Source organism: Mesorhizobium sp. IMUNJ 23232 (assembly GCF_044326205.1).
In the GTDB taxonomy this organism is placed as follows: Bacteria; Pseudomonadota; Alphaproteobacteria; order Rhizobiales; family Rhizobiaceae; genus Kumtagia.
Window position 1 is genome coordinate 276,587 of sequence record NZ_JBIRCY010000001.1, and the last position, 19,377, is coordinate 295,963.

General features: G+C 64.7%; 17 protein-coding genes. 5 read left to right on the forward strand and 12 right to left on the reverse strand.

Annotated elements, in window-relative coordinates; all coding sequences use genetic code 11:
- Window positions 1–16 precede the first annotated feature (16 nt).
- The 4 genes from ACH196_RS01335 to ACH196_RS01350 form a co-directional block, all read right to left on the reverse strand.
- Window positions 17–922, reverse strand: coding sequence for a lytic transglycosylase domain-containing protein (locus ACH196_RS01335; RefSeq protein ID WP_396644236.1), 906 nt, complete (start codon window positions 920–922; stop codon window positions 17–19).
- 4 nt (window positions 923–926) lie between these two features.
- Window positions 927–2,180, reverse strand: coding sequence for a flavodoxin-dependent (E)-4-hydroxy-3-methylbut-2-enyl-diphosphate synthase (ispG, locus tag ACH196_RS01340; protein WP_396644238.1), 1,254 nt, complete (start codon window positions 2,178–2,180; stop codon window positions 927–929).
- Between the two features lie 111 nt (window positions 2,181–2,291).
- Window positions 2,292–2,762 carry a RidA family protein gene (locus tag ACH196_RS01345; protein WP_396644240.1) on the reverse strand — a complete coding sequence of 157 codons (471 nt, stop codon included), beginning with the start codon at window positions 2,760–2,762 and terminating at the stop codon, window positions 2,292–2,294.
- Between the two features lie 16 nt (window positions 2,763–2,778).
- Window positions 2,779–4,218: an FAD-dependent monooxygenase gene (locus ACH196_RS01350; RefSeq protein WP_396644242.1), complete on the reverse strand. Its 1,440-nt coding sequence runs from the start codon at window positions 4,216–4,218 to the stop codon at window positions 2,779–2,781.
- A 76-nt stretch (window positions 4,219–4,294) separates the two neighbouring features.
- Here ACH196_RS01350 and ACH196_RS01355 point away from each other — a divergent pair, with 76 nt between their 5' ends.
- Window positions 4,295–4,933: a TetR/AcrR family transcriptional regulator C-terminal domain-containing protein gene (locus tag ACH196_RS01355; protein WP_396644244.1), complete on the forward strand. Its 639-nt coding sequence runs from the start codon at window positions 4,295–4,297 to the stop codon at window positions 4,931–4,933.
- Here ACH196_RS01355 and ACH196_RS01360 read toward each other — a convergent pair.
- The 6 genes from ACH196_RS01360 to ACH196_RS01385 form a co-directional block, all read right to left on the reverse strand.
- A complete protein-coding gene (locus ACH196_RS01360) occupies window positions 4,930–6,558 on the reverse strand; it encodes an MFS transporter (protein WP_396644246.1) in 1,629 nt (542 codons plus the stop codon). The genes ACH196_RS01355 and ACH196_RS01360 overlap by 4 nt on opposite strands.
- A 202-nt stretch (window positions 6,559–6,760) precedes the next feature.
- On the reverse strand, window positions 6,761–9,925 hold the full coding sequence (locus ACH196_RS01365) for an efflux RND transporter permease subunit (RefSeq protein ID WP_396644248.1): 3,165 nt from the start codon (window positions 9,923–9,925) through the stop codon (window positions 6,761–6,763).
- Between the two features lie 27 nt (window positions 9,926–9,952).
- The gene (locus tag ACH196_RS01370; protein ID WP_396644250.1) at window positions 9,953–11,089 is read right to left on the reverse strand and encodes an efflux RND transporter periplasmic adaptor subunit; all 1,137 of its coding nucleotides are present in this window, start codon (window positions 11,087–11,089) and stop codon (window positions 9,953–9,955) included.
- 149 nt (window positions 11,090–11,238) lie between these two features.
- On the reverse strand, window positions 11,239–11,361 hold the full coding sequence (locus ACH196_RS01375) for a hypothetical protein (protein ID WP_396644251.1): 123 nt from the start codon (window positions 11,359–11,361) through the stop codon (window positions 11,239–11,241).
- Window positions 11,358–13,631, reverse strand: coding sequence for a molybdopterin cofactor-binding domain-containing protein (locus ACH196_RS01380; RefSeq protein ID WP_396644252.1), 2,274 nt, complete (start codon window positions 13,629–13,631; stop codon window positions 11,358–11,360). The genes ACH196_RS01375 and ACH196_RS01380 overlap by 4 nt, the downstream gene beginning before the upstream one ends.
- A 2-nt stretch (window positions 13,632–13,633) precedes the next feature.
- Window positions 13,634–14,095 (reverse strand): (2Fe-2S)-binding protein, encoded by a 462-nt coding sequence (locus tag ACH196_RS01385; protein WP_396644254.1) that lies wholly within the window; start codon window positions 14,093–14,095, stop codon window positions 13,634–13,636.
- A gap of 78 nt (window positions 14,096–14,173) precedes the next feature.
- On the opposite strand from ACH196_RS01385, the gene ACH196_RS01390 reads away from it, so the two are divergent.
- On the forward strand, window positions 14,174–14,800 hold the full coding sequence (locus ACH196_RS01390) for a TetR/AcrR family transcriptional regulator (RefSeq protein ID WP_396644256.1): 627 nt from the start codon (window positions 14,174–14,176) through the stop codon (window positions 14,798–14,800).
- A gap of 13 nt (window positions 14,801–14,813) precedes the next feature.
- On the opposite strand, the gene ACH196_RS01395 is transcribed toward ACH196_RS01390, so the two are convergent.
- Entirely contained in the window at window positions 14,814–15,932 is a 1,119-nt protein-coding gene (locus tag ACH196_RS01395; protein ID WP_396644258.1) for a patatin-like phospholipase family protein, read from the reverse strand.
- Window positions 15,933–16,053: 121 nt separating this feature from the next.
- Complete coding sequence (locus ACH196_RS01400) at window positions 16,054–16,848, reverse strand: 3-hydroxybutyrate dehydrogenase (RefSeq protein ID WP_396644259.1); 795 nt, start codon at window positions 16,846–16,848, stop codon at window positions 16,054–16,056.
- A gap of 223 nt (window positions 16,849–17,071) precedes the next feature.
- Between ACH196_RS01400 and ACH196_RS01405 the strand changes: the two genes are divergently transcribed.
- The 3 genes from ACH196_RS01405 (at window position 17,072) to ACH196_RS01415 (ending at window position 19,308) form a co-directional block, all read left to right on the forward strand.
- Complete coding sequence (locus ACH196_RS01405; protein WP_396644261.1) at window positions 17,072–17,653, forward strand: 5-formyltetrahydrofolate cyclo-ligase; 582 nt, start codon at window positions 17,072–17,074, stop codon at window positions 17,651–17,653.
- 138 nt (window positions 17,654–17,791) lie between these two features.
- Complete coding sequence (locus ACH196_RS01410) at window positions 17,792–18,406, forward strand: DUF3592 domain-containing protein (RefSeq protein WP_396644262.1); 615 nt, start codon at window positions 17,792–17,794, stop codon at window positions 18,404–18,406.
- 71 nt (window positions 18,407–18,477) lie between these two features.
- Window positions 18,478–19,308 carry a YmdB family metallophosphoesterase gene (locus ACH196_RS01415; protein WP_396644264.1) on the forward strand — a complete coding sequence of 277 codons (831 nt, stop codon included), beginning with the start codon at window positions 18,478–18,480 and terminating at the stop codon, window positions 19,306–19,308.
- The last annotated feature ends 69 nt before the right edge of the window (window positions 19,309–19,377 follow it).

Consider the following 19,377-nt stretch of genomic DNA (forward strand, 5'->3'; position numbering starts at 1 on the left):
GCCTCGACCTACCACATCATCGATTGCGCATCACGATACAGGAGCCGCCGGCCGAGCGCAAAGTGGCGCAGATCTTATTGGCCGTCGCCCGGTCGTCGGCGCCGATACGCACGGCGTAGATGCCGCGCCGGCCGCGTGGCGTGCGCACGCGGCTGACGACGGGGTCGGGATTTTTGAGGATCTTGCCGAAGCGACCGGCGACGCGTTGCCATTGTTTAATCGCAGCCGCGCGGCGGAAATTGCCGGCGACCTGCACGCCCCAGGGTTTTGTCGCAATGGTCGCCATGGCGATGGTCTGGGCATAGATGGTGCGCATGTTGCGGCAGGCTTCGTGGAACGCCCGCTTCGGATCGAGAGGCCGTATCGTGCCGAGGTAGCTGCGCTCCGAAAAATTGTCGGCGGGTTCGCCCATGATGTCGAGAACATACTCGTCGGTCTCCAGCGGCAGGAAGCCGCCCGACGTCAGCCAGCGGGTCACCCGCGTTTCGCCGGCATTGTAGGCTGCCGCGGCGAGCCCGAGGTTGCCGAAGCCCGTCTTCAATTCGGCAAGATATTTTGCGGAGGCGGGAAGCGCCTGGGTGACGTCGAAGGAATTTTTCAGCTTCCGCATCTTCGCGGTGCCCGGCATGAACTGGGCGATGCCTTCCGCCCCGGCCGGACTGACGGCATCGGGATCGAAACGACTCTCCTTCCAGATCAGCCGTGCGAAGAAGTCGCGCGGCAGGCCGTTGGCGCGGGCATGGATGTCGATCATGTCGCAGATGCGTGCCGTCGTCATGATGCGGGATTTCGGCGGGTCGGCGAGGGCCGTGCCGTCGCCGAGACAGAACCCGAACAGCAGGGCGAGCGGCGAAACCCGCCAGAACCGCACATGGAAAAGCCTTGGAAGCGACAGCCCGATATGGACCGCGCGCCCGAGCATACTCTTACTCCGCCGCCTGCCTGCCGGACTGGCCGAAACGCGTCTCGATGTAGTCGGCGACCATTTTTTCGAAATCCTGGGCGATGTTGGGGCCGCGCAAGGTGGCCGCCTTGCGCCCGTCGATGAAGACCGGGGCCGATGGCGTTTCGCCGGTGCCGGGCAGCGAGATGCCGATGTCGGCATGTTTTGATTCGCCAGGGCCGTTGACGATGCAGCCCATGACGGCGACCTTCAATTCCTCGACGCCCGGATATTTGTCGCGCCACACCGGCATGTTCTTGCGCAGGTCGGCCTGGATGTTCTGGGCGAGTTCCTGAAACACCGTCGAGGTGGTGCGGCCGCATCCAGGGCAGGCGGCTACGACCGGCACGAACTGGCGGAAACCCATGGTCTGCAGCAGTTCCTGCGCCACCTGCACCTCGCGGGTGCGGTCGCCGTTCGGCTCGGGGGTCAGCGAGATGCGGATCGTGTCGCCGATGCCTTGCTGCAGCAAAATGCCCATGGCGGCCGAGGACGCAACGATGCCCTTCGAGCCCATGCCGGCCTCGGTCAGGCCGAGATGCAGCGCATGGTCGGAGCGGCTGGCGAGTTCGGTATAGACGGCGACGAGGTCCTGGACGCGGCTGACCTTAGCCGACAAAATGATCTTGTCGCGCGGCAGGCCGATTTCTTCCGCCGCCTCCGCCGAGAGCAGCGCCGAGCGCACGATGGCTTCGCGCGTCACCTCGTCGGCGGTGAGCGGCGCACCGTTCTTCTGGTTCTCGTCCATCAGGGCCGTCAGCAATTCCTGATCGAGCGAACCCCAGTTGACGCCGATACGGACCGGCTTGTCGTAGCGGATCGCCATCTCGACGATCGCGCCGAACTGGCGGTCCTTCTTCTCCTTGAAGCCGACATTGCCGGGGTTGATGCGGTATTTCGCCAGCGCCTCGGCGCAGGCCGGATGGTCTGCCAGCAGCTTGTGGCCGATATAGTGGAAGTCACCGACCAGCGGCACGTTGATGCCCAGCCGGTCGAGCCTTTCGCGGATGCCGGGAACGGCCGCGGCGCTCTCGTCGCGGTCGACGGTGATGCGGACAATCTCCGAACCGGCCTTGGCCAATGCGGCGACCTGCGCCACCGTGCCGTCGACGTCGGCGGTGTCTGTGTTGGTCATCGACTGGACCACCACCGGCGCGTCGCCGCCCACCATGACGCCGCCCACATTCACGCCGACGGATCGCCTCCGCGGCAAGGGGAAGGATTGGTATCCGGTCATGGCCGGCTGGCCTCGTCGTCGATGAAATCCGCCCATGAGGTGGAGGATGCTGCAATACTTGTCAATGGCGCGCGCCGTCGCGCCATCGATGGATAGGAGCGGCGCGCAGCCTCAAAGCGCGCCGCCCAGTTCGAAACGTCCCAGGCGTCGCCACCGGAGCACCGGACAGAGGCCGGTACAGCCCACAGATACCAGCGCATCGATCTCGACGAGCCATTCGGGCATGGCGAGCGTTTCCACACCGATCCATGTGCTGGCGCAGACAGGCCAGTCCTCGCCGAAGACGTCGTGACCGGCGGCGAAGATCAGCGGGACGAGGTCGGGCCTATGTCCGACGACATGGATTCTCATCTGCAGCATATCATGCGTGCTGGCGTTGAGGGCGGCGAGCGCCGCGCGAATGTTCGTGAAGCACTGGCGCGCCTGTGCGGCATGGTCGGCGCCACCGACAAGGGCGCTAGAGGCATCGATTGCCACCTGTCCGGAGATCGCCGCGAGACGGGCGCCCGGCGGGCCAACGGCGATCTGCGCGATGAGATGCGAGAAGGCTTGGGTGAGTTCCACGGGATTGAGCTTTTCCACGAATGTCATCTCCGGCTTAATGGCGGGCGACCGCGGCGGCGTAGCCGTCCGGGCGAACGAGAGCGGCCCGGACGCCGGCAAAGATGCCGTCGTCCTTCGGCGTGGCGGAGACGGATCGGACGGCGTTCGCATCGAGCCATGCCGGCGAGGGGGCTTCGGCCCCGGCATCGAATGCCAGGTGCAGCCAGTCGCCCGCCTCCAGCAGCCGATACAGGTTTCTCTCCCTCTCGCCTGTTGTCGTCAGGCTCACATCCGGCACGCGCCCGCCTGCAGCGAGATGCCCGCTGGCGCGGGTCGTCGCCATCCAGGCCCCGTAGGCCAGGTCGAAACCCGATAACTCTCCGGCTAGGCGACGATTGGCGGCGGGGATGGCGAGCAGGTCGTTCAGCGTGGCGCGCAGCGCCAATGTCGCCGGATCGAAGCGGGTAACGAGCCCGGCCTGTGCCAGCGTGTTGGCGTACAGCGTCTGGCCGACCGGACGGCGCTCCGCCTCGTAGGAATCGAGCAGGATTTCCGGTGCGCGTCCCCTCACCACGGCTGCCAGCTTCCAGCCGAGGTTCATCGCATCCTGGATGCCGACATTCATGCCCTGTCCGCCCATCGGCGCATGAATGTGCGCGGCGTCTCCGACCAGCATCACCCGGCCCTTCCGATAGGCGGACGCCAGCCGCGTCTCGTCGGTGAAACGCGACAGCCAGATCGGATCGCCCGGCTGGCAGTCGATGCCAAGGATGCGCTCGGCGGCTGTGGCCACCTCTTCCAGCGTCACCGGTTCGGATCGGGGCACATGCATGCGTTCGGGATCGACCAGGACAATGCGGTGATGGACCCCGTCGCCCAAGGGGGCGATCATCACCGATCCATTCTCGTCCGTGACCGAGACGACAGGCCGTGCCGGCGGCACGCCCAGAACGACATCAGCCAACATCATCGTGTTACGGGCGGCAACCCCCTCGAAGGCGATTCCTGTCTGTTCGCGCACGAGGCTCCGCGCACCGTCGGCGCCGACGACGTAAAGCGCCGAGCAGGCGCCGCCATCGGTCGAGACCAGGACATGGTCGCCACAGTCCTCGATGCCGGTCACCGCCGTGCCGCGGAGGATATCGACCCCGAGTTCGGCGGCCCGCGTCTCCAGCCGCTCCTCCGTCGCCGCCTGCGGGATGAACAGCGTGTAGGGGAAACTCGTCTCGAACGGCGAAAAATCGAGGCGCGTGTCAAGCGCGGCGTAATGCCCCGTCGGAATCGGCTTGCCGGTTGCCAGGAACCGGTCGGCGAGACCGCGCAAGGCGAATATCTCCAGGGACCGGCCATGCATGGTGAGGGCGCGCGACTGCCTGCTTCGCTCGGCGCGCCGCTCGATCACGGCGACATCGACACCCGCGAGCCGCAATTCGCAAGCCAGCCAGAGCCCGGACGGGCCTGCTCCGGCGACGATGACTTCATAGGTTTTTTTCATGTCGAATACTCCAATCTAACGTTGTTAGATTTCCCTAACGATGTTAGGTTGTCAACCGGAAAAAGGAGAACGCCGGATGCGCATCGTCAAGGAGGAGGTCGTCGCGGCCGCCCTGGACCTGCTGGATGATGTCGGAATGGAGGGGTTGACCATGCGCAAGCTGGCCGATGCGCTGCGGGTACAGGCGCCCTCGCTCTATTGGCATTTCGCCAGCAAGGAGGTGCTGCTGGAAGGCATGGCGGACGCCCTGATGGCGCCGGTGGCGCGGCAGGAACCGCCGGGCGAAGCGTGGCACGCGCGCCTTCAGCGCGTGGCCGGCGAGGTGCGCCGGGCGCTGTTGTCCCATCGCGACGCCGCCCGTGTCTTTGCCGGTACCTATCCCGTGTCCGAGAACGTGCTCCGGGTTGGTTCCGTCATGATAGAATGCCTCAAGGAAGCCGGCGCCGATGACCGGACGGCGAGCTGGGAGGCATTCGGCATCGTCTATTTCGTGATCGGCTTCGCGATCGAGGAGCAGTCACTGTCCATGAAGGCCCACAAGGCTGGCCTGTCCTCCGAGGAAGGCGATCTGCTGGCCCGGTATCCGGCGGCGGCTCTCGCCATGCGCGAAATCACCGCCGGCAACGCGGACGCACGCTTCAATTTCGGCCTGCGCCGGCAGATCGAATCCTTGCGGGTCCGCGCGGCCGGGTGGGAGGCTTCGGCAGCCGGTTAGCCTATGTCCACCGGCGGCTTCACCTGCAGGCCGGGTTCGGTCCAGTCGGTGGGGCGCATGACCATGCGGTGCACTTTCGGCGGTTCCCCACCGCTGTGCAGCGCGCGGATGCGGTCATCGACGACGGCGTCCGCATGGGTGCGGCGCTGGTTGTGGCGCACGTAGTCGTTCCAGGTTGGCACGTGGTACGACTCGATCCATTGTTCCGGTTTCTCGGTGTCGCGCAGTAGCTCCCATTGTCGCGCGCCGTCGCGGCGGCGGATGCGTTCGCGGTCGTGCATGGCCTCCAGGAAGGCCCGTGTGTCCCGCTCGCGGATAATATATTCGATCAGGATAGCGACCGGCCCGCTGCGCCCGCGCAGATCGAGCGCGACGTTTGGAACTTGCCAGCGGTTGAGCGGGTCGAGATTGTCGGATGTTTTTTCCGGCAGCGCCAGCTTGAAACCGATCGCGGCACCGAACAGCAGGACGCCGGCGGCCGAGAGCAGCGCGATGTCCGTACCGCGTTCTTCCGCCACCAGCCCCCAGACCCAGGCGCCCAGCGCCATGCCGCCAAAGGTTGCGGTCTGGTAGAGCGATAGCGCCCGGCCAAGCACCCAGCGCGGTGTCGAGAGTTGCACGGTCACATTGAACATCGACAGGGCGAACACCCAGCTTGCGCCGCCGATCGCGACGCCCAACCCGGCGATCCAGGCATTCGGAGCGAGCGAGATGGTCGTCGCACTGGCGGCGAAGGCGATGAAGGCGGCGCGGGCGATCGCTTCGTTCGACCAGTTCTCGCGCATCCGGCCACCGAGGAAAGCACCGCCGATGGCCCCTATGCCGTAGCAGCCGAGCAGCAGGCCGTAGAGCAGCGGACCGCCGCCCGGCAGGTCGCGCGCCACCAGCGGCAGCATCGCCAGCACGACGATGGCGCTGAAGCCGAAGACGAAACCGCGCAGCATCACCTTTTCGATGTGCGGCGACATGGCGACGTAGCGCAGCCCCGCCGTCATGGCGGGGCCGAGCGTCTCCGGAGGGAGAGTGCTCGGAACAATGTCGCGCTTCCAGCGCGCGATGACGAAGATCAAGGGCAGGTAACTCAGCACGTTGACCGCGAAAGCGGCAGCCGCGCCTGCAGTGGCAACGATAATGCCGCCAATCGCCGGCCCGACGCTGCGCGTCAGGTTGAAGTTGACGCTGTTCAGGATCACCGCGGCTGAGAGCAGGGGACGCGGCACCATATCGCCCACGGAGGCCTGCCAGGACGGATTGTTGAGCGCCGTGCCGCAGCCGATCAGGAACGTGAAGACCAGCAGCAGCCAGGGATTGAGGATATTCAGGTAACCGCAGACCGCCAGCAGGATCGATACCGCGAACATCAGCAGTTGCGCGGCGAGCATTACCTTGCGGCGGTCGAAATTGTCGGCGATGGCACCGGCGGCGAGCGAGAAGATCATGATGGGCAGGGTGGTCGAGGCCTGGACCAGCGCCACCATGTCATCGGAAGCGGAAATGGACGTCATCAGCCATGCGGCGCCAACCGACTGGATCAGTCCGCCGAGATTGGATGCAAGGCTGGCGAACCATATTGCCCGGAACACGGGATGCCCCATGGGAGCCAGGGGCGATACGCGGTCGGTCACCGGCGGGTTCCTCCTTCGCGGATAGCCGCACACGCCTGATTTGTGTCGATTTCATAGCGTCTTCACGCGCCGGGGAGAACCGGTCGCGACGACAATATCGCGCTGGACCAATGCCTTGTGGTTCGAGTGCTTTCCAGCCAGGCATCCGCTGGCCGCATATTTGCCTAAGGCTGCCAGGCCGCCATCCTGTAGTCGAGGGCCGCTATTCGGCGGCCTTCGGGAAAGGTACCGGAGCCGCAACCGGCTTAGATGCGGGGGCGGCCGGTGCTGCCTTGTTGCGCCGGAAGACACGGCGGAAGAAGCCGTAGACCTTGCTGTTCTTGCTGCGCGTAAACACCATCAGCATCGATGGGGTGACGATCAGCGTCAGCACTGTGGCGAAGGATAGGCCGAAGACGATGGCCGAGGAGAGCGCGATCCACCATTGCGTCGACGGCGCGTTGATCGTCGTCTCCTGGTGGAAGATCTCCAACCCGAGGCCGAAGGCGATCGGCAGCACGCCGAGGATGGCCGACACCGCCGTCAGCACGACCGGGCGGGCGCGTTCGCGGCAGGTCTGCAGAACGGCTTCCTCCTTCTCCCAACCCTCCTCGCGCAGCCGGTCGTAGGTGTCGATCAGCACGATGTTGTTGTTCACCACGACGCCGGCCAGCGCGATGAAGCCGATGCCGGACATGACGATGACGAAGGTCTGTCCGGTAAGCAACATGCCCAGCAACGCGCCGACGATCGCCATCACCACGCAGGTCAGGACAAGGATGACGCTGGTGAATTTGTTGAACTGCGCGAGCAGCACGATGAAGATCAGGAACATCGCCGCGCCGAACGCGCTCATCAGGAATGCGCCGGCCTCGGCGCTGTCCTCGTTGGAGCCGGCGAGTTTCCAGTCGACGCCGGTCTTGGCCATGTCGCCGACAACCTTGCTGACCGCGGCCTGCACCTCCGCCACCTGGAAACCCGATGCGACATTGGCCTGGATGGTGATGGTGCGTTTGCCGTCGATGCGGTTGAGCACACCGACGGTGGGTTCCGGCTTGCGCGTGACGAAGTTCGAGATCGGCACCGAGCCTTCCGCCGTCTCGACGCGCAGATCGTCGAGCGCCGACAGCGTGCGGCGATCCTCGGGCAGGCGCAGCCTTATGTCCACGGCGTCGTCGGCGCCCGGCGGCCGGTAGTCGGTCAGCTTGAGGCCCGTGGTGACGAGTTGCACGACAGTGCCGACAGCGACGGGCGACACGCCGTATTGCGCGGCCTTCGACCGGTCGATCTGCAGCGCCCAGTCGACACCGGGCGGTGGAAGACCGTCGGACAGGTCGATGACTCCGGGCACTTTCGCCACCGCGCCAGCGACCTGCTTTGCGTATTCGTTGAGCCCGGTCGGGTCGGTTGCCGAGAGCTGGACCTGGATCGCCTTGCCGGTCGGCGGCCCCGCATCCGGGACGCGCACCTCGACATCGACGCCTGGAATGCCTGCCATGGCGACGCGCAATTCATCGAGGATCTGATGCGCCGACTTGCGCTCGCGCCAGTCAATGAATTCGTAGTTGATGACGCCGACAACGTCCTCGGGGATATCTTCCCCGCCGCGCGTCTTGCCGACCTTGGTCAGAACCGACTTGATGCCCGGCCAGCCGAGCATGCGCTCCTCGGCGACGCGCGTTGCTGCGTCCATCTCCTCTAGCGAGAGGTTGCCGCGGGCGTGGACGTAGAGCAGGCCGTAGTCCGGTTCAACCTGCGGGAAGAATTCGACGCCATTGCCGTATTTGACATAGGCGAACATGCCGCCGCCGAGCAGCAGCACGGTCAGCACCAGCGCCGTGATCGGCCAGTGCACGGCGGTCTTGACCACCGCCATATAGGCGCCGTCGCGGTTTTCGTGTTCGCCATGCAGGGGGGCCTTGCCGATCATGGCGCCGATCGCCGGCGCGAAGATCAGCGCATAGGCCATCGATGCCGCCAGCGTGACGATCAGCGTGATCGGCAGGTATTTCATGAAATCGCCGACGATGCCCGGCCAGAACAGCAGCGGCGAGAAGGCGGCGATACGCGTCAGCGTCGCCGCGATGACCGGGCCGGCCATGCGCTTGGCCGCTTCCTCGAAGGCCTGCGCCTTCGGCATGCCTTCGCCCATCCGCCGCTCGGCGTATTCGGTGACGATGATGGCGTCGTCGACGAGCATGCCGACCGCCAGGATCAGGCTGAACAGCACGATCATGTTGATCGTGTAGCCCATCAGCGCGAGCAGCAGGATGCCCATCAGGAACGACGACGGGATGGCGAGGCCGATCAGCAGCGAGGCCCGGCCGGACAGTGCGTACAGGATGACGATGAAGACCAGGATGACCGCGATCAGCACATGGTTCTGCAGGTCGTTGAGCAACTGGTTGACGAAGATCGACTTGTCCTGGGTGTAGGTCACCGCGAGGTCGGGCAGCGTCTGCTTGTTCTGGGCGACGAACTCCTCGGCGACCTTCTTGGAGCCCTCGATCGTCTGCACCACATTGGCGCCGATGCGCTTCTTCACGGCAATGGTGATGGCGCTCCGGCCGTCGATGCGGGCGATCGTCTCGGCATCCTTGAAGGTCGAACGCACGGTGGCGAGGTCTCGGACGCGCACTACGGCATCCTGGCCGGCGACGACCGGAAGGTTGGCGACATCCTCCGGCGTTTCGATCAGCGCCGGCACCTTGACCGCGTATTTGCCTTCCGAACCCTCGATCGCGCCAGCGGCGACAAGGCTGTTGGAGGCGCCGATTCCCTGGATCATCTGGTCGAGCTGCAGCCCGTAGGAGGCAAGCCGCATCGGATCGATGATCGCTTCGACGAGTTCGTCGCGCGAGCCCTGGATTTCGCCCTCCAGAACGCCCGGCACTTCCTCGATGCGGTCGCGCAAGGTTTTTGCCGCCGCGGTCAGCACGCGTTCCGGAATATCGCCGGAGAGCGTGACGAAGACCACTGGGAATTCGGAAAGGTTGACCTCGTTGACGGTCGGCTCCTCAACGCCCGCCGGCAGATCACGCTTGGCGTCCTGGACCTTGTTGCGGGTATCGATCAGCGCGTCGCCCAGGTCGACCGACGGGTCGAACTCGACGATGACATTGGCGCCGCCCTGGAAGGCGTTGGACTTCATCTCCTTGAGCCCCTTGAGGCTCTTCAGCTGCGATTCCACCGGCCGCAGCAGCAGGCGCTCGGCATCCTCGGGCGAGATGCCCTGGTAGACGAGGCTGACATACATGATCGGGATGGCGACATCCGGCTCGGCCTCTTTCGGCACGGAATTGTAGGCCACCGCCCCGGCGATCACCAGGAAGAGGAGGACCGACAGGGTCAGCCGTGCGTTGCGTATGGCAAGCTTGACGATATCCATGACTGCTCGTCCCTGCCTTCCCCGGACTTAGTTGATGCCGGCGGCTTCGCCGACCAGCTTCTTGAGCATCGCCTCGTCGGCTGGCACAGCCTTCACATGGGCGCCCTCGGCGACAAGATCCTGTCCGGCGACAATGACGCGCGCGTCGGCCGGAATGCCGCCAAGCACCAAGCCTGTCGGCGTGTCGTCGACGATGTCGATCGGGAAGAACACGACCTTGTCGTCCTTGTCGACCGCGCGGATGCCGATGTCGCCAGCGTCGGACAGCGTCACCACGGAGCGCGGCAGCATGACGGCGTCCGTCGGCTGCCCGCGCAGCGTGACCTCGGCGGTCATGCCGGCGGGCAGCGCCTTGTCCTCGTTGGGGATCGCCACCTCGATGCGGAAGGTGCGCGTCGTGGCCGAGGCGTCGCGGCTGATGTAGCGCAACGTGCCCTTGAGCTTCTTGCCGTCGACGAGCTGGATATCCGCCTCGCCGCCGACCTTGATGTATTGCAGGTCGCGCTCGCTCACTTCGCCGATGGCCAGCAGCGGGTCGAGGTTGATCAGTGTCGCCACCTCGGCGCCCGCCAGGATAGCGCTGCCGCGCTGAACGGGAACGCGGTCGATCAGGCCGTTGAACGGCGCATAGATCTCGTAGTTGGCAAGCTCCGCCTTTGCGCCCTCCAGTTGCGACTGGGCCGTGGCAAGGGCGGCGCGCGCCTGGTCGGCCTGGAGTTTTGGCGCGTTGCCGCCCTTCACCAGCTTCTCGGCGGCGTCGGCCTCGGCCTGCCGCTGCACGACAACGCTCTCAGCCATGCGGATCGCCGCCTCCTTGTCCTCGGCGTTCAGACGCATCACCAGGTCGCCGCGGTTGACGCGCTCGCCCTGTTTCACCGGCAGGCTCTCGATGACGCCCATGACGCGGGTCGCCAGCGTGACGCGCTTTTCGGCCTCGGTCCGGCCGGAGATGCGGATGGCCCGCGCATGCTGGGTGCGCGGCGGCGTGATGACCGCGACCGTGCGCAAGACGACCGGAGGTTTCTCGGCCTCGGCCTTCTCGGCCGCAGCCTGGGCTTCGGGCGCGGCGCTGCCGACCGAAGAGAACCGGCCCGTTCCCATCCAGCCGGCGAAAGCGACCAGCACGACGACCGCAGCCACCTTATGGAACCTGAACTTCGACATGATCGTTTCCGTTTGCCGATTGCGCCGGGGCATTCGCAGCCCTGCATATGGGTACGTATGGCCGCAGTTACACGCCCGGTCGGCGAACCCCCGGGAAGGCGGCGTACACGTACATCATCTTGTCATCGCCCAAAAGTGAGAATTTTTTATCAACCGATCAAGACAAGACGGTGGAATTGAGCCTTGCGGCCTTCGGCGCCCCTGCAGGCCGCATATTCGCGGCAAGATTGCATAATGGCAGCAGCCGTCAGCAATGTTGTCGCATAGCTCATGCGAACGCGATTTCCTTGCCGAGTGGCAAAGAGCGGATGCGTTTTCCGGTGAGCGCGAATATCGCGTTGGCGAGCGCCGGCGCGGCCGGCGGGGTGCCGATTTCGCCCACGCCTCCCATCTTGTGAAAGTTCTCCAGGATGGCGACCTCGAATTCCGGGCACTGATTGATGCGCATGGCATCGAAGTCATGGAAGTTCGACTGTTCGACCATTCCGTCGGCGAAGGTGATTTCCTGGCCGGTTGCCGCCGAGAGGCCGTAGATCGCGCCTGAAATGAGTTGCGCCTCGATGATGCCCGGATCGAGTGCGGTGCCGACATCCACGGCAATCCAGACCTTTTCGAGGCGGATTCCGGAGGATGTCTGCGCAACCTGTACGATCTCGCCGACCCAACTGCCGAAGGACAAACAGAAGGCGATGCCCTTCGCCTTGCCTGCGGGAAGCTTCTCGCCCCATTTGGCCATCGCCGCGACCTTCTCGACCACCTTCATCGCTGCCGGATAGTCGGCCATCATTCGTCGGCGCAGGTCGACCGGATCGGTCTTTCCGGCGACCGCGATCTCGTCGAGAAAACTTTCGTGGAAGAAGCCGTTGAATGAGTTGCCGACCGAACGCCACGAGCCGACCGGGATCGTGACCGGCGCGGCGATGCCGGTCACCCGGTAGTTGGGGATCGTGTAGGGCTGGTTGTAGGCGCCGTCGACGATGGTCTTGTCAGGACCGAGCGGCGACATGGATGGAAACAGCCGCCGCAAGGTGCTGGCGATGATCGAAGGCGAGGAGATTTTCATGTCGAGCGCGACGGGCAGGCCGTCGTCGCCGAGCCGAGCCTGGAATCTTCCGGCGGCGGCGGGGCGGTAGGCGTCCTGGCGCATGTCCTGCTCGCGCGTCCAGACGACCTTAATGGGACGCTCGCCCGTCTCCTTTGCCATCAGCGCTGCGCACAGCGAAAAATCGGCCTCGACACGGCGGCCGAAGCCGCCGCCCAGCGACGGCGTATGGATGTTGACCTTATCCTCGGCGAGGCCGAGCGCGATGGCACACAGCCGCCGCGTGATCGTCGGCGCCTGGTTGCCGGCCCACAGGTCGAGCACGCCGTCCTTCAGCCGCGCCGTGGCATTCATCGGCTCCATCGGGGCATGGGCGAGATAAGGCACCCAGTAGTCCGCCTCGACCAGTTTTTCAGCGGGCGCATCGGCAAAGGCGACGTCCACGTCGCCGTCGTTGCGCATGGCGGAACCGTCGGGTGAAGAGAGGGCATCGGTGAGCACCTTGGCGATCGCGGCGCTGTCGAGCGGATATTCGGGCGCGTCCCACTCAGCCTCGATGGCGTCCGCCGCCTTGAACGCCGCCCAGGTGTTTTCCGCGATGATGCCGAAGCCGTGGCCGTAATGCGTTTGCAGCGGCACGATCTTGATGATGCCTGGCATCTTCTCAGCCTTCGATAGATCGACCTTCGCCGGTTTCGCCCAGAAGCGCGGGCTGAGTTTCACGGTGCCGAACAGCATATTGGGCAACACCACATCCATGCCGAAGATCGGCGCGCCGGTGACCTTCGCCAGCATGTCGATGCGCTTCTGCGGCTTGCCGAGCAGCGTCCACGCGGATTTTTGCTTGAGCGGCGGGTCGGCGGGCGGCGAGAGTTTTGCCGCATCTAGCGCCACTTCACCATAAGCGAGCGAGCGACCCGATGGCTCGTGTACGATGCGTCCGGCCGACGTCTTAAGCTCACCGGCAGAAACGTTCAGCCGGGTTGCCGCCGCCGCGATCAGCATCAGCCGCGCGGCGGCGCCTGCCTGCCGCATCTTGACAAAACCGTCTCGCGTGGAGGCCGAGCCGCCCGTGCCCTGCAGGCCGAAAATCTTGCTGACGCCGCCCATGACGGACCGCATGATCTCGGCGGTTACGCTCTCGTCGTAGAAGGCGAACGGTCCACCTTCTTCGATCATCGCCGAATTGTAATAGGCCCAGGACGCCGGGCCGTGCTCGACCTTCAGCGCCTCCAGCGGCACGTCGAGTTCTTCCGCCACCATGGCGGCGAGCGTCGTCGAGATGCCCTGGCCCATCTCGGCGCGCGGCGCGATGACGGTGATGGTGTTGTCGGTGGCGATCTTCACATAGGGATTGAAGGTGGTCTCGCCCTCGGCGAGGGCGCCTTGCAGCGGGTTCGGATATGGCGTGGCGACATACCAGTAGCCGAAGGCCGCGCCACCGGCGATGGCGGCCGCTCCGAACAGGAAAGCGCGGCGGGTGGTTTTTCCGAGGACCATGGTCAGAGCCTCGCCGTCTTGAGGAGAGCCGCCTTCCTGATGGCGGCGCGGATCTTCGGATAGGTGCCGTAGCGGCAGAGATTGCCGCTCATCGCCGCGTCGATATCGTCGTCGGTCGGGTCGGCGACCTGGTCCAGCAAGGCGACAGCGCTCATGATCTGGCCGGCCTGACAATAACCGCACTGCGCCACCTGCTCCTCCAGCCAGGCCTGCTGCACCGGATGTAGTTTTCCACCTTGCGCCAGTCCTTCGATCGTCAGCACCTCGCCATCGACCGCGCCTATTGGCGTCACGCAAGAGCGGACCGGCATGCCGCCGACATGCACGGTGCAGGCGCCGCACATGGCGATGCCGCAGCCGAATTTCGGGCCCGTCTTGCCGGCGATGTCGCGCAAGGCCCAGAGCAGCGGCATTTCCGGGTCGGCGTTGATTTCCGTGGGGTTTCCGTCAACGATCAGGCGCATTGGATAGAAAATCCTTCTGCCAGCGGGTAGGAAGGGTGGAATTGACCTTTTATCTACAATCTGACAAAATTCGTCAAAATGTCAAGACACCCGCGCCAAGCCGAAAATCCGGTCGCATCCGACGCAACAGCGGAGGATGCGAAGCGTTCCCGCATCCTGCAGGCGGCGATGAAGGTTTTCCTCGCCTACGGGTTTTCGCGGGTCACCATGGACGACATCGCCAAGGCGGCCGAGATGTCGCGGCCGGCGCTCTATCTGGTGTTCCGCAACAAGGCAGACATCTACCAGGCGATAGCCGCAAGTCTTGTCGCCGAATCCTTCGGCAAGGCGCGCGCGGCGCTGGCGGCCGAAGGCACGTTCGCCGGACGGATGAACGCGGCGATCGATTCCTGCATGATTTCGATTTTTTCGGAGATCGCGGCCTCGCCGCACGGCGCCGAAATTCTGGACGCCAAGAGCACGCTCGCCGCCGACCTGCTGCTGTCTTGGAAGCGCGACCTCGGCGGCATCATCCGCGACGCGATCGAGGCGGAGGCGGAGCGCAACGGCGTCGATCTGGCGGCCGGCGAACTCTCGCCCGAGATGCTTTCGCAATTCCTGCTCGACGGCATCGAGGGCATGAAATCGCGCCTTGCCGATCCCGATCAGCAACGCAAGGCGGTGCGCGGGCTGGTGAAGATCGTCGAGCGGACGCTTCAGCCGTAGCGTATCCGGGATATTACCGCCGCGCCGCGTGCGGCTTCGGGCGGTTGGCGAGGAAGGCGCGGACGCGATCGCCGGGTTTTTTCTGCAACTGAGGTTGCGGCACAAGGTCGGCCTTGAGGTCGACAGTCGGATGTTTGCCGACCGCGTCGAAATGCTCTTCCAGCCAGTCGCTCGCGGCATTGCGGCCGAGGTCGCGCAGATATTCGAGGAAAGCCCATTCGGCGCTGATCTTCGAGGAGGCCGAAAGATCCTTGAAGGCCTCGTCGGCGTCGATACGGTGCAACCGGATGTCGCGATAATCACCGTCCGTCAGGCGTCCCTCGGCGATCAGTTTCTTGACGAAGGCGATAGCCCGGAATTCACGCAGCAGGGCGGCGTTGAAGGTGATCTCGTCGATGCGGTTCTGGATCTCGTTGGCACTGCGCGGCGTGCCCTCGCGGATGATGGGATTGATCTGGATGAGAAGAAGATCGTCGACATCGGTCGCGTAGAAGAACGGGAAGATCGCCGGATTGCCGCCATAGCCGCCATCCCAATAAGGCACGCCGTCGATCTCCACCGCCCGGAAAATCTGCGGCAGGCAGGCCGAGGCCATCACCACGTCGAGCGTGATCTCGTTGGGATTGAATACCTTGATTTGCCCCGTCTCGACATTGGTGGCCGAGATGAACAGTTTTATCGCCTCGCAGGAGCGGACTTTGGCGAAATCGATCTCGGCTTCGACCACGTCGCGAAGCGGATTGATATCGAGCGGGTTGGCGACATAGGGCGAAAAGGCGCGGCTCATCATGTCGTACCAGATGTAGCCGGGCGAATTCTCGACAGACCAGTTGCCCAAAAACATGTCCCAGGGCGTGCGCTGGATCGGGCTGAAGCGGCCATTGCGGGCGACCGCGCTCCAGAATTCGTGGAGTTTTTCGCGTGCACCCTCGGAACCGCCGCGCATCCAGCCGTCGACCAGCGCCACCGCGTTCATGGCGCCGGCGCTGGTACCCGAGATCGCCACGAAATCGAGCCGGCCGTCCTCGAGCAGCCGGTCGAGCACGCCCCAGGTGAAGGCGCCATGCGACCCGCCGCCCTGCAAGGCGATATTGATGCGCTTTTTCGCTGGGTGCGTGCCGTTCGTGGTCATAAAGCGTTTGCCTTTCGATGGTTAGTCGAACCGTTGGCTCTGCCCTTCGCCATGGCTCAGGGCGTTCGTCGCTCCAATCGACAAATCGTTGTCGATCGATCGGCCTGCGGCCGGCCGCTCCTCACTCCGCCGTCCACCCACCGTCGACGGAGATATGCGTGCCGTTGATCTCTCCGGCTTCGGGCGAACAAAGGAAGGCGGCGGTGGCGGCGATCTGCTCGACGGTGACGAACTCCTTGGTCGGCTGTTTGTCGAGCATGACCTCGCGGATGACGGTCTCGCGGTCCATGTTGTGCGCCTTCATCTGGTCGGGGATCTGCGCCTCGACCAGCGGCGTCAGCACGTAGCCTGGGCAGATGGCGTTGCAGGTGATGCCGTCGCGGGCGACTTCCAGCGCGATGGTTTTCGTCAGGCCCATGATGCCGTGCTTGGCGGAAACATAGGCCGACTTGAACGGCGAGGCGACGAGCCCGTGGGCGGAGGCGATATTGACGATGCGGCCCTTGCCGGCCTTCTTCATCAACGGGATGGCGGCGGCCGAGGTATGGAAAGCCGATGACAGGTTGATGGCGATGATCTGGTCCCACTTGGCGATGGGGAACTCCTCGACCGGCGCGACATGCTGTACGCCGGCGTTGTTGACGAGGATGTCGACCGTACCGAAGGCTTCGGCCGCCTTGGTCACCAGCGCCCGGCACTGGTCGGATTTCGACATGTCGGCCTGCACGTAGATCGCCTTGGTGCCGAACTCCTTCTCGATGCCGGTGGCGAAGGCGTGATCGTCAGCCGTGTCGCTGAAAGAGTTGAGCACCACATTGCAGCCGTCGGCGGCGAATTTTCGCGCGATGGCGAGGCCGATGCCGGAGGTCGAGCCGGTGACGATTGCCGTCCTCGGGGAGGTATTGCTGTCAGCCATAAAAATATTCCTTGTGGTTCGGAGCAAGTTGCGTCCCGGCGGAGATATTGCACCGCAACACGGATGCCAGCAACGCACCGGATGAAATTTCGGCAATGGGAGTTATCGGCTGGCGGCTCCAGGGCTCGTGGACGGATATTTCGTTCCCGTGCGGGGCTGTTCCACAGCCATTGCAGACAAGCGCCCCATCGTGTCATTCACGGCCGTTCCATACGGGTTCCGCATGACCACACCGAAAAACCTGAAAAAGCAATTGCGCCTTGAGGCGCTTGCTCGCCGCGACGGGCTCGACCCAGTCTGGCGTATCGAAGCTTCGCTCGACATGGCCGAGATGGCGCGCCGCCACATCGAAGCCGGGCAGGCGGACATCGTTTCCGGCTTCTGGCCGATCCGCTCCGAGGTCGACACACGTCCGACCCTCTTTGCCCTACGCGAGGGCGGCGCGCGGCTCTGCCTGCCGGCTATCCTCGACAGGGCGACCATCGTCTTTCGCGAACTGGTGCGGGGCGCCGCGATGATCGACATGGGATTCGGCACGTCCGGACCAAGTCCGGAAGCGGAGGTGCTCGATCCGACCATCATGCTGGTGCCGCTCGCCGCCTTCGACGCGCGCGGCCACCGCATCGGCTACGGCGCCGGCCATTACGATCGCGCCATCGCCCGCCTGCACGACAAGGGAGCACCGGTGCGGCTAATTGGCGTCGCCTTCGATTGCCAGGAGGTAGCGCAAGTGCCGGACGAACCGCACGACGTGGTCCTGCCGGAGATCCTGACGGAGAGCGGGCTGAGGCGGTTCGCGGGATAACGCGATGCATGATTTCGAGTGTGATGAGAGGAAAGGCCGGATCGAACTGGTTCCGTTTCCGTCCAATTCGCCGCAACCGCCTAACATAATTTTCAGCACCAGCGTCTAGCGTGCTTGGCGTACCGCTGGAGACACGGGATGCTTTTGCTGAAAATCGCGCTGGCGCCGTTTGTCCTGATGGCGGCGGTCTTCCTGGCGATGATCACCCATATTTCTGGGCTCACGCTTCATCACCGGCTCGCCTGGCAGCCGACCACCGCCACTGTCCTCAATTCCGAAACCCTGTGCGAGGTCACCTACCAGCCGGTGGACGCCGTACTGCGGGCCGTTGCCGCGCGCGGTCCTTGCGAGACGATGGGCAATGTCACCCTGCCCAGAGGCGGAACGACGCCGAGAACCTTGATGGGGGTATTTGGCGCGCTCGCCTACGACACCGACGGCGTCGGGCAGAAATGGGAGGGCAAGCTGGCGGATGCGGGTGTCTACAACGTACGTGCCGGCGACAAGCTGACGCTGTTCTACGACCCGTCCTCGCCGCAGCACATCGATAGCGCGCAGTACAAGGGATGGTTCGGGGGCCTTCTGATCTTCGGTGTGTCCGCGGGCCTGATCGTGTTTTGCACTTGGCTGGCCTGGCCGCGCCGGAGAAGCCCAATCGACACCGGCGGCAAGCCGAACAACAAGAATAGCAGGCCGTATGTGCCGCCGGCCCGCGCCGTCAACGGGCGCCGGCAGGGATTTGGACGGGCCTGAGCGGGCGTCCGCATGGCGGTTCCGGGGCAATTCGACTTGCTTCGGCACTCATCCCCTGACTAGAAGTCGGCATGAGACTTCTCTTTCTGGGCGACATGGTCGGGCGGTCGGGGCGCACCGCGGTGTGGGAGCGGCTGCCGGGGCTGATCTCCGACTTCAAGCTCGACTTCGTCATCGTCAATGGCGAGAATGCCGCCGGCGGTTTTGGCATCACCGAGGAAATCTTTCGCGAGACGATTACGGCCGGCGCCGACGTGGTGACCACTGGCAACCACGTCTGGGACCAGCGCGAAGCGCTCGACTTCGCGCCGCGCCAGGAGCGGTTCCTGCGGCCCGCCAATTTCCCGAGGGGCACGCCGGGCCGCGGCTCTGGCGTCTACATCGCCCGCAACGGCGCGCGCGTGCTGGTGTCGAACATCATGGGCCGTGTGTTCATGCATCCCGAACTCGACGATCCGTTCCGGGCCGGCGAGCGCGAGCTTGCCGCCTGTCCGCTCGGCGAACAGGCGGACGCGATCGTGATCGATTTTCACGCGGAAGCAACCTCGGAAAAAATGTGCTTCGCGCATTTCGTCGACGGCCGCGCCAGTCTCGTCGTCGGCACCCATACGCACCAGCCGACCGCCGACCATCAGATCCTCAATGGCGGCACGGGCTACCTTACCGATGCCGGCATGTGTGGCGACTACGATTCCTCGCTCGGCATGGACAAGGAGGAGCCGCTGAACCGCTTCCTGTCGAAAGTGCCGAAGGGCCGCTTCGAGGCCGCCGGCGGTCCTGCGACGATTTGCGGCGTGGGCGTCGAAATCTCTGACCGGACCGGGCTGACCGAAAGGATTGCGCCGTTCAGGCTGGGGCCGAGGCTGGAAGAAACCGTTCCCTTCTTCTGGCAAGGCCGTTGACGTGGACGGCGGCCTCTCCTACGTCTGTCGCGATTTCACCTACGCGCTATCCACTTACCGTTCGACGAG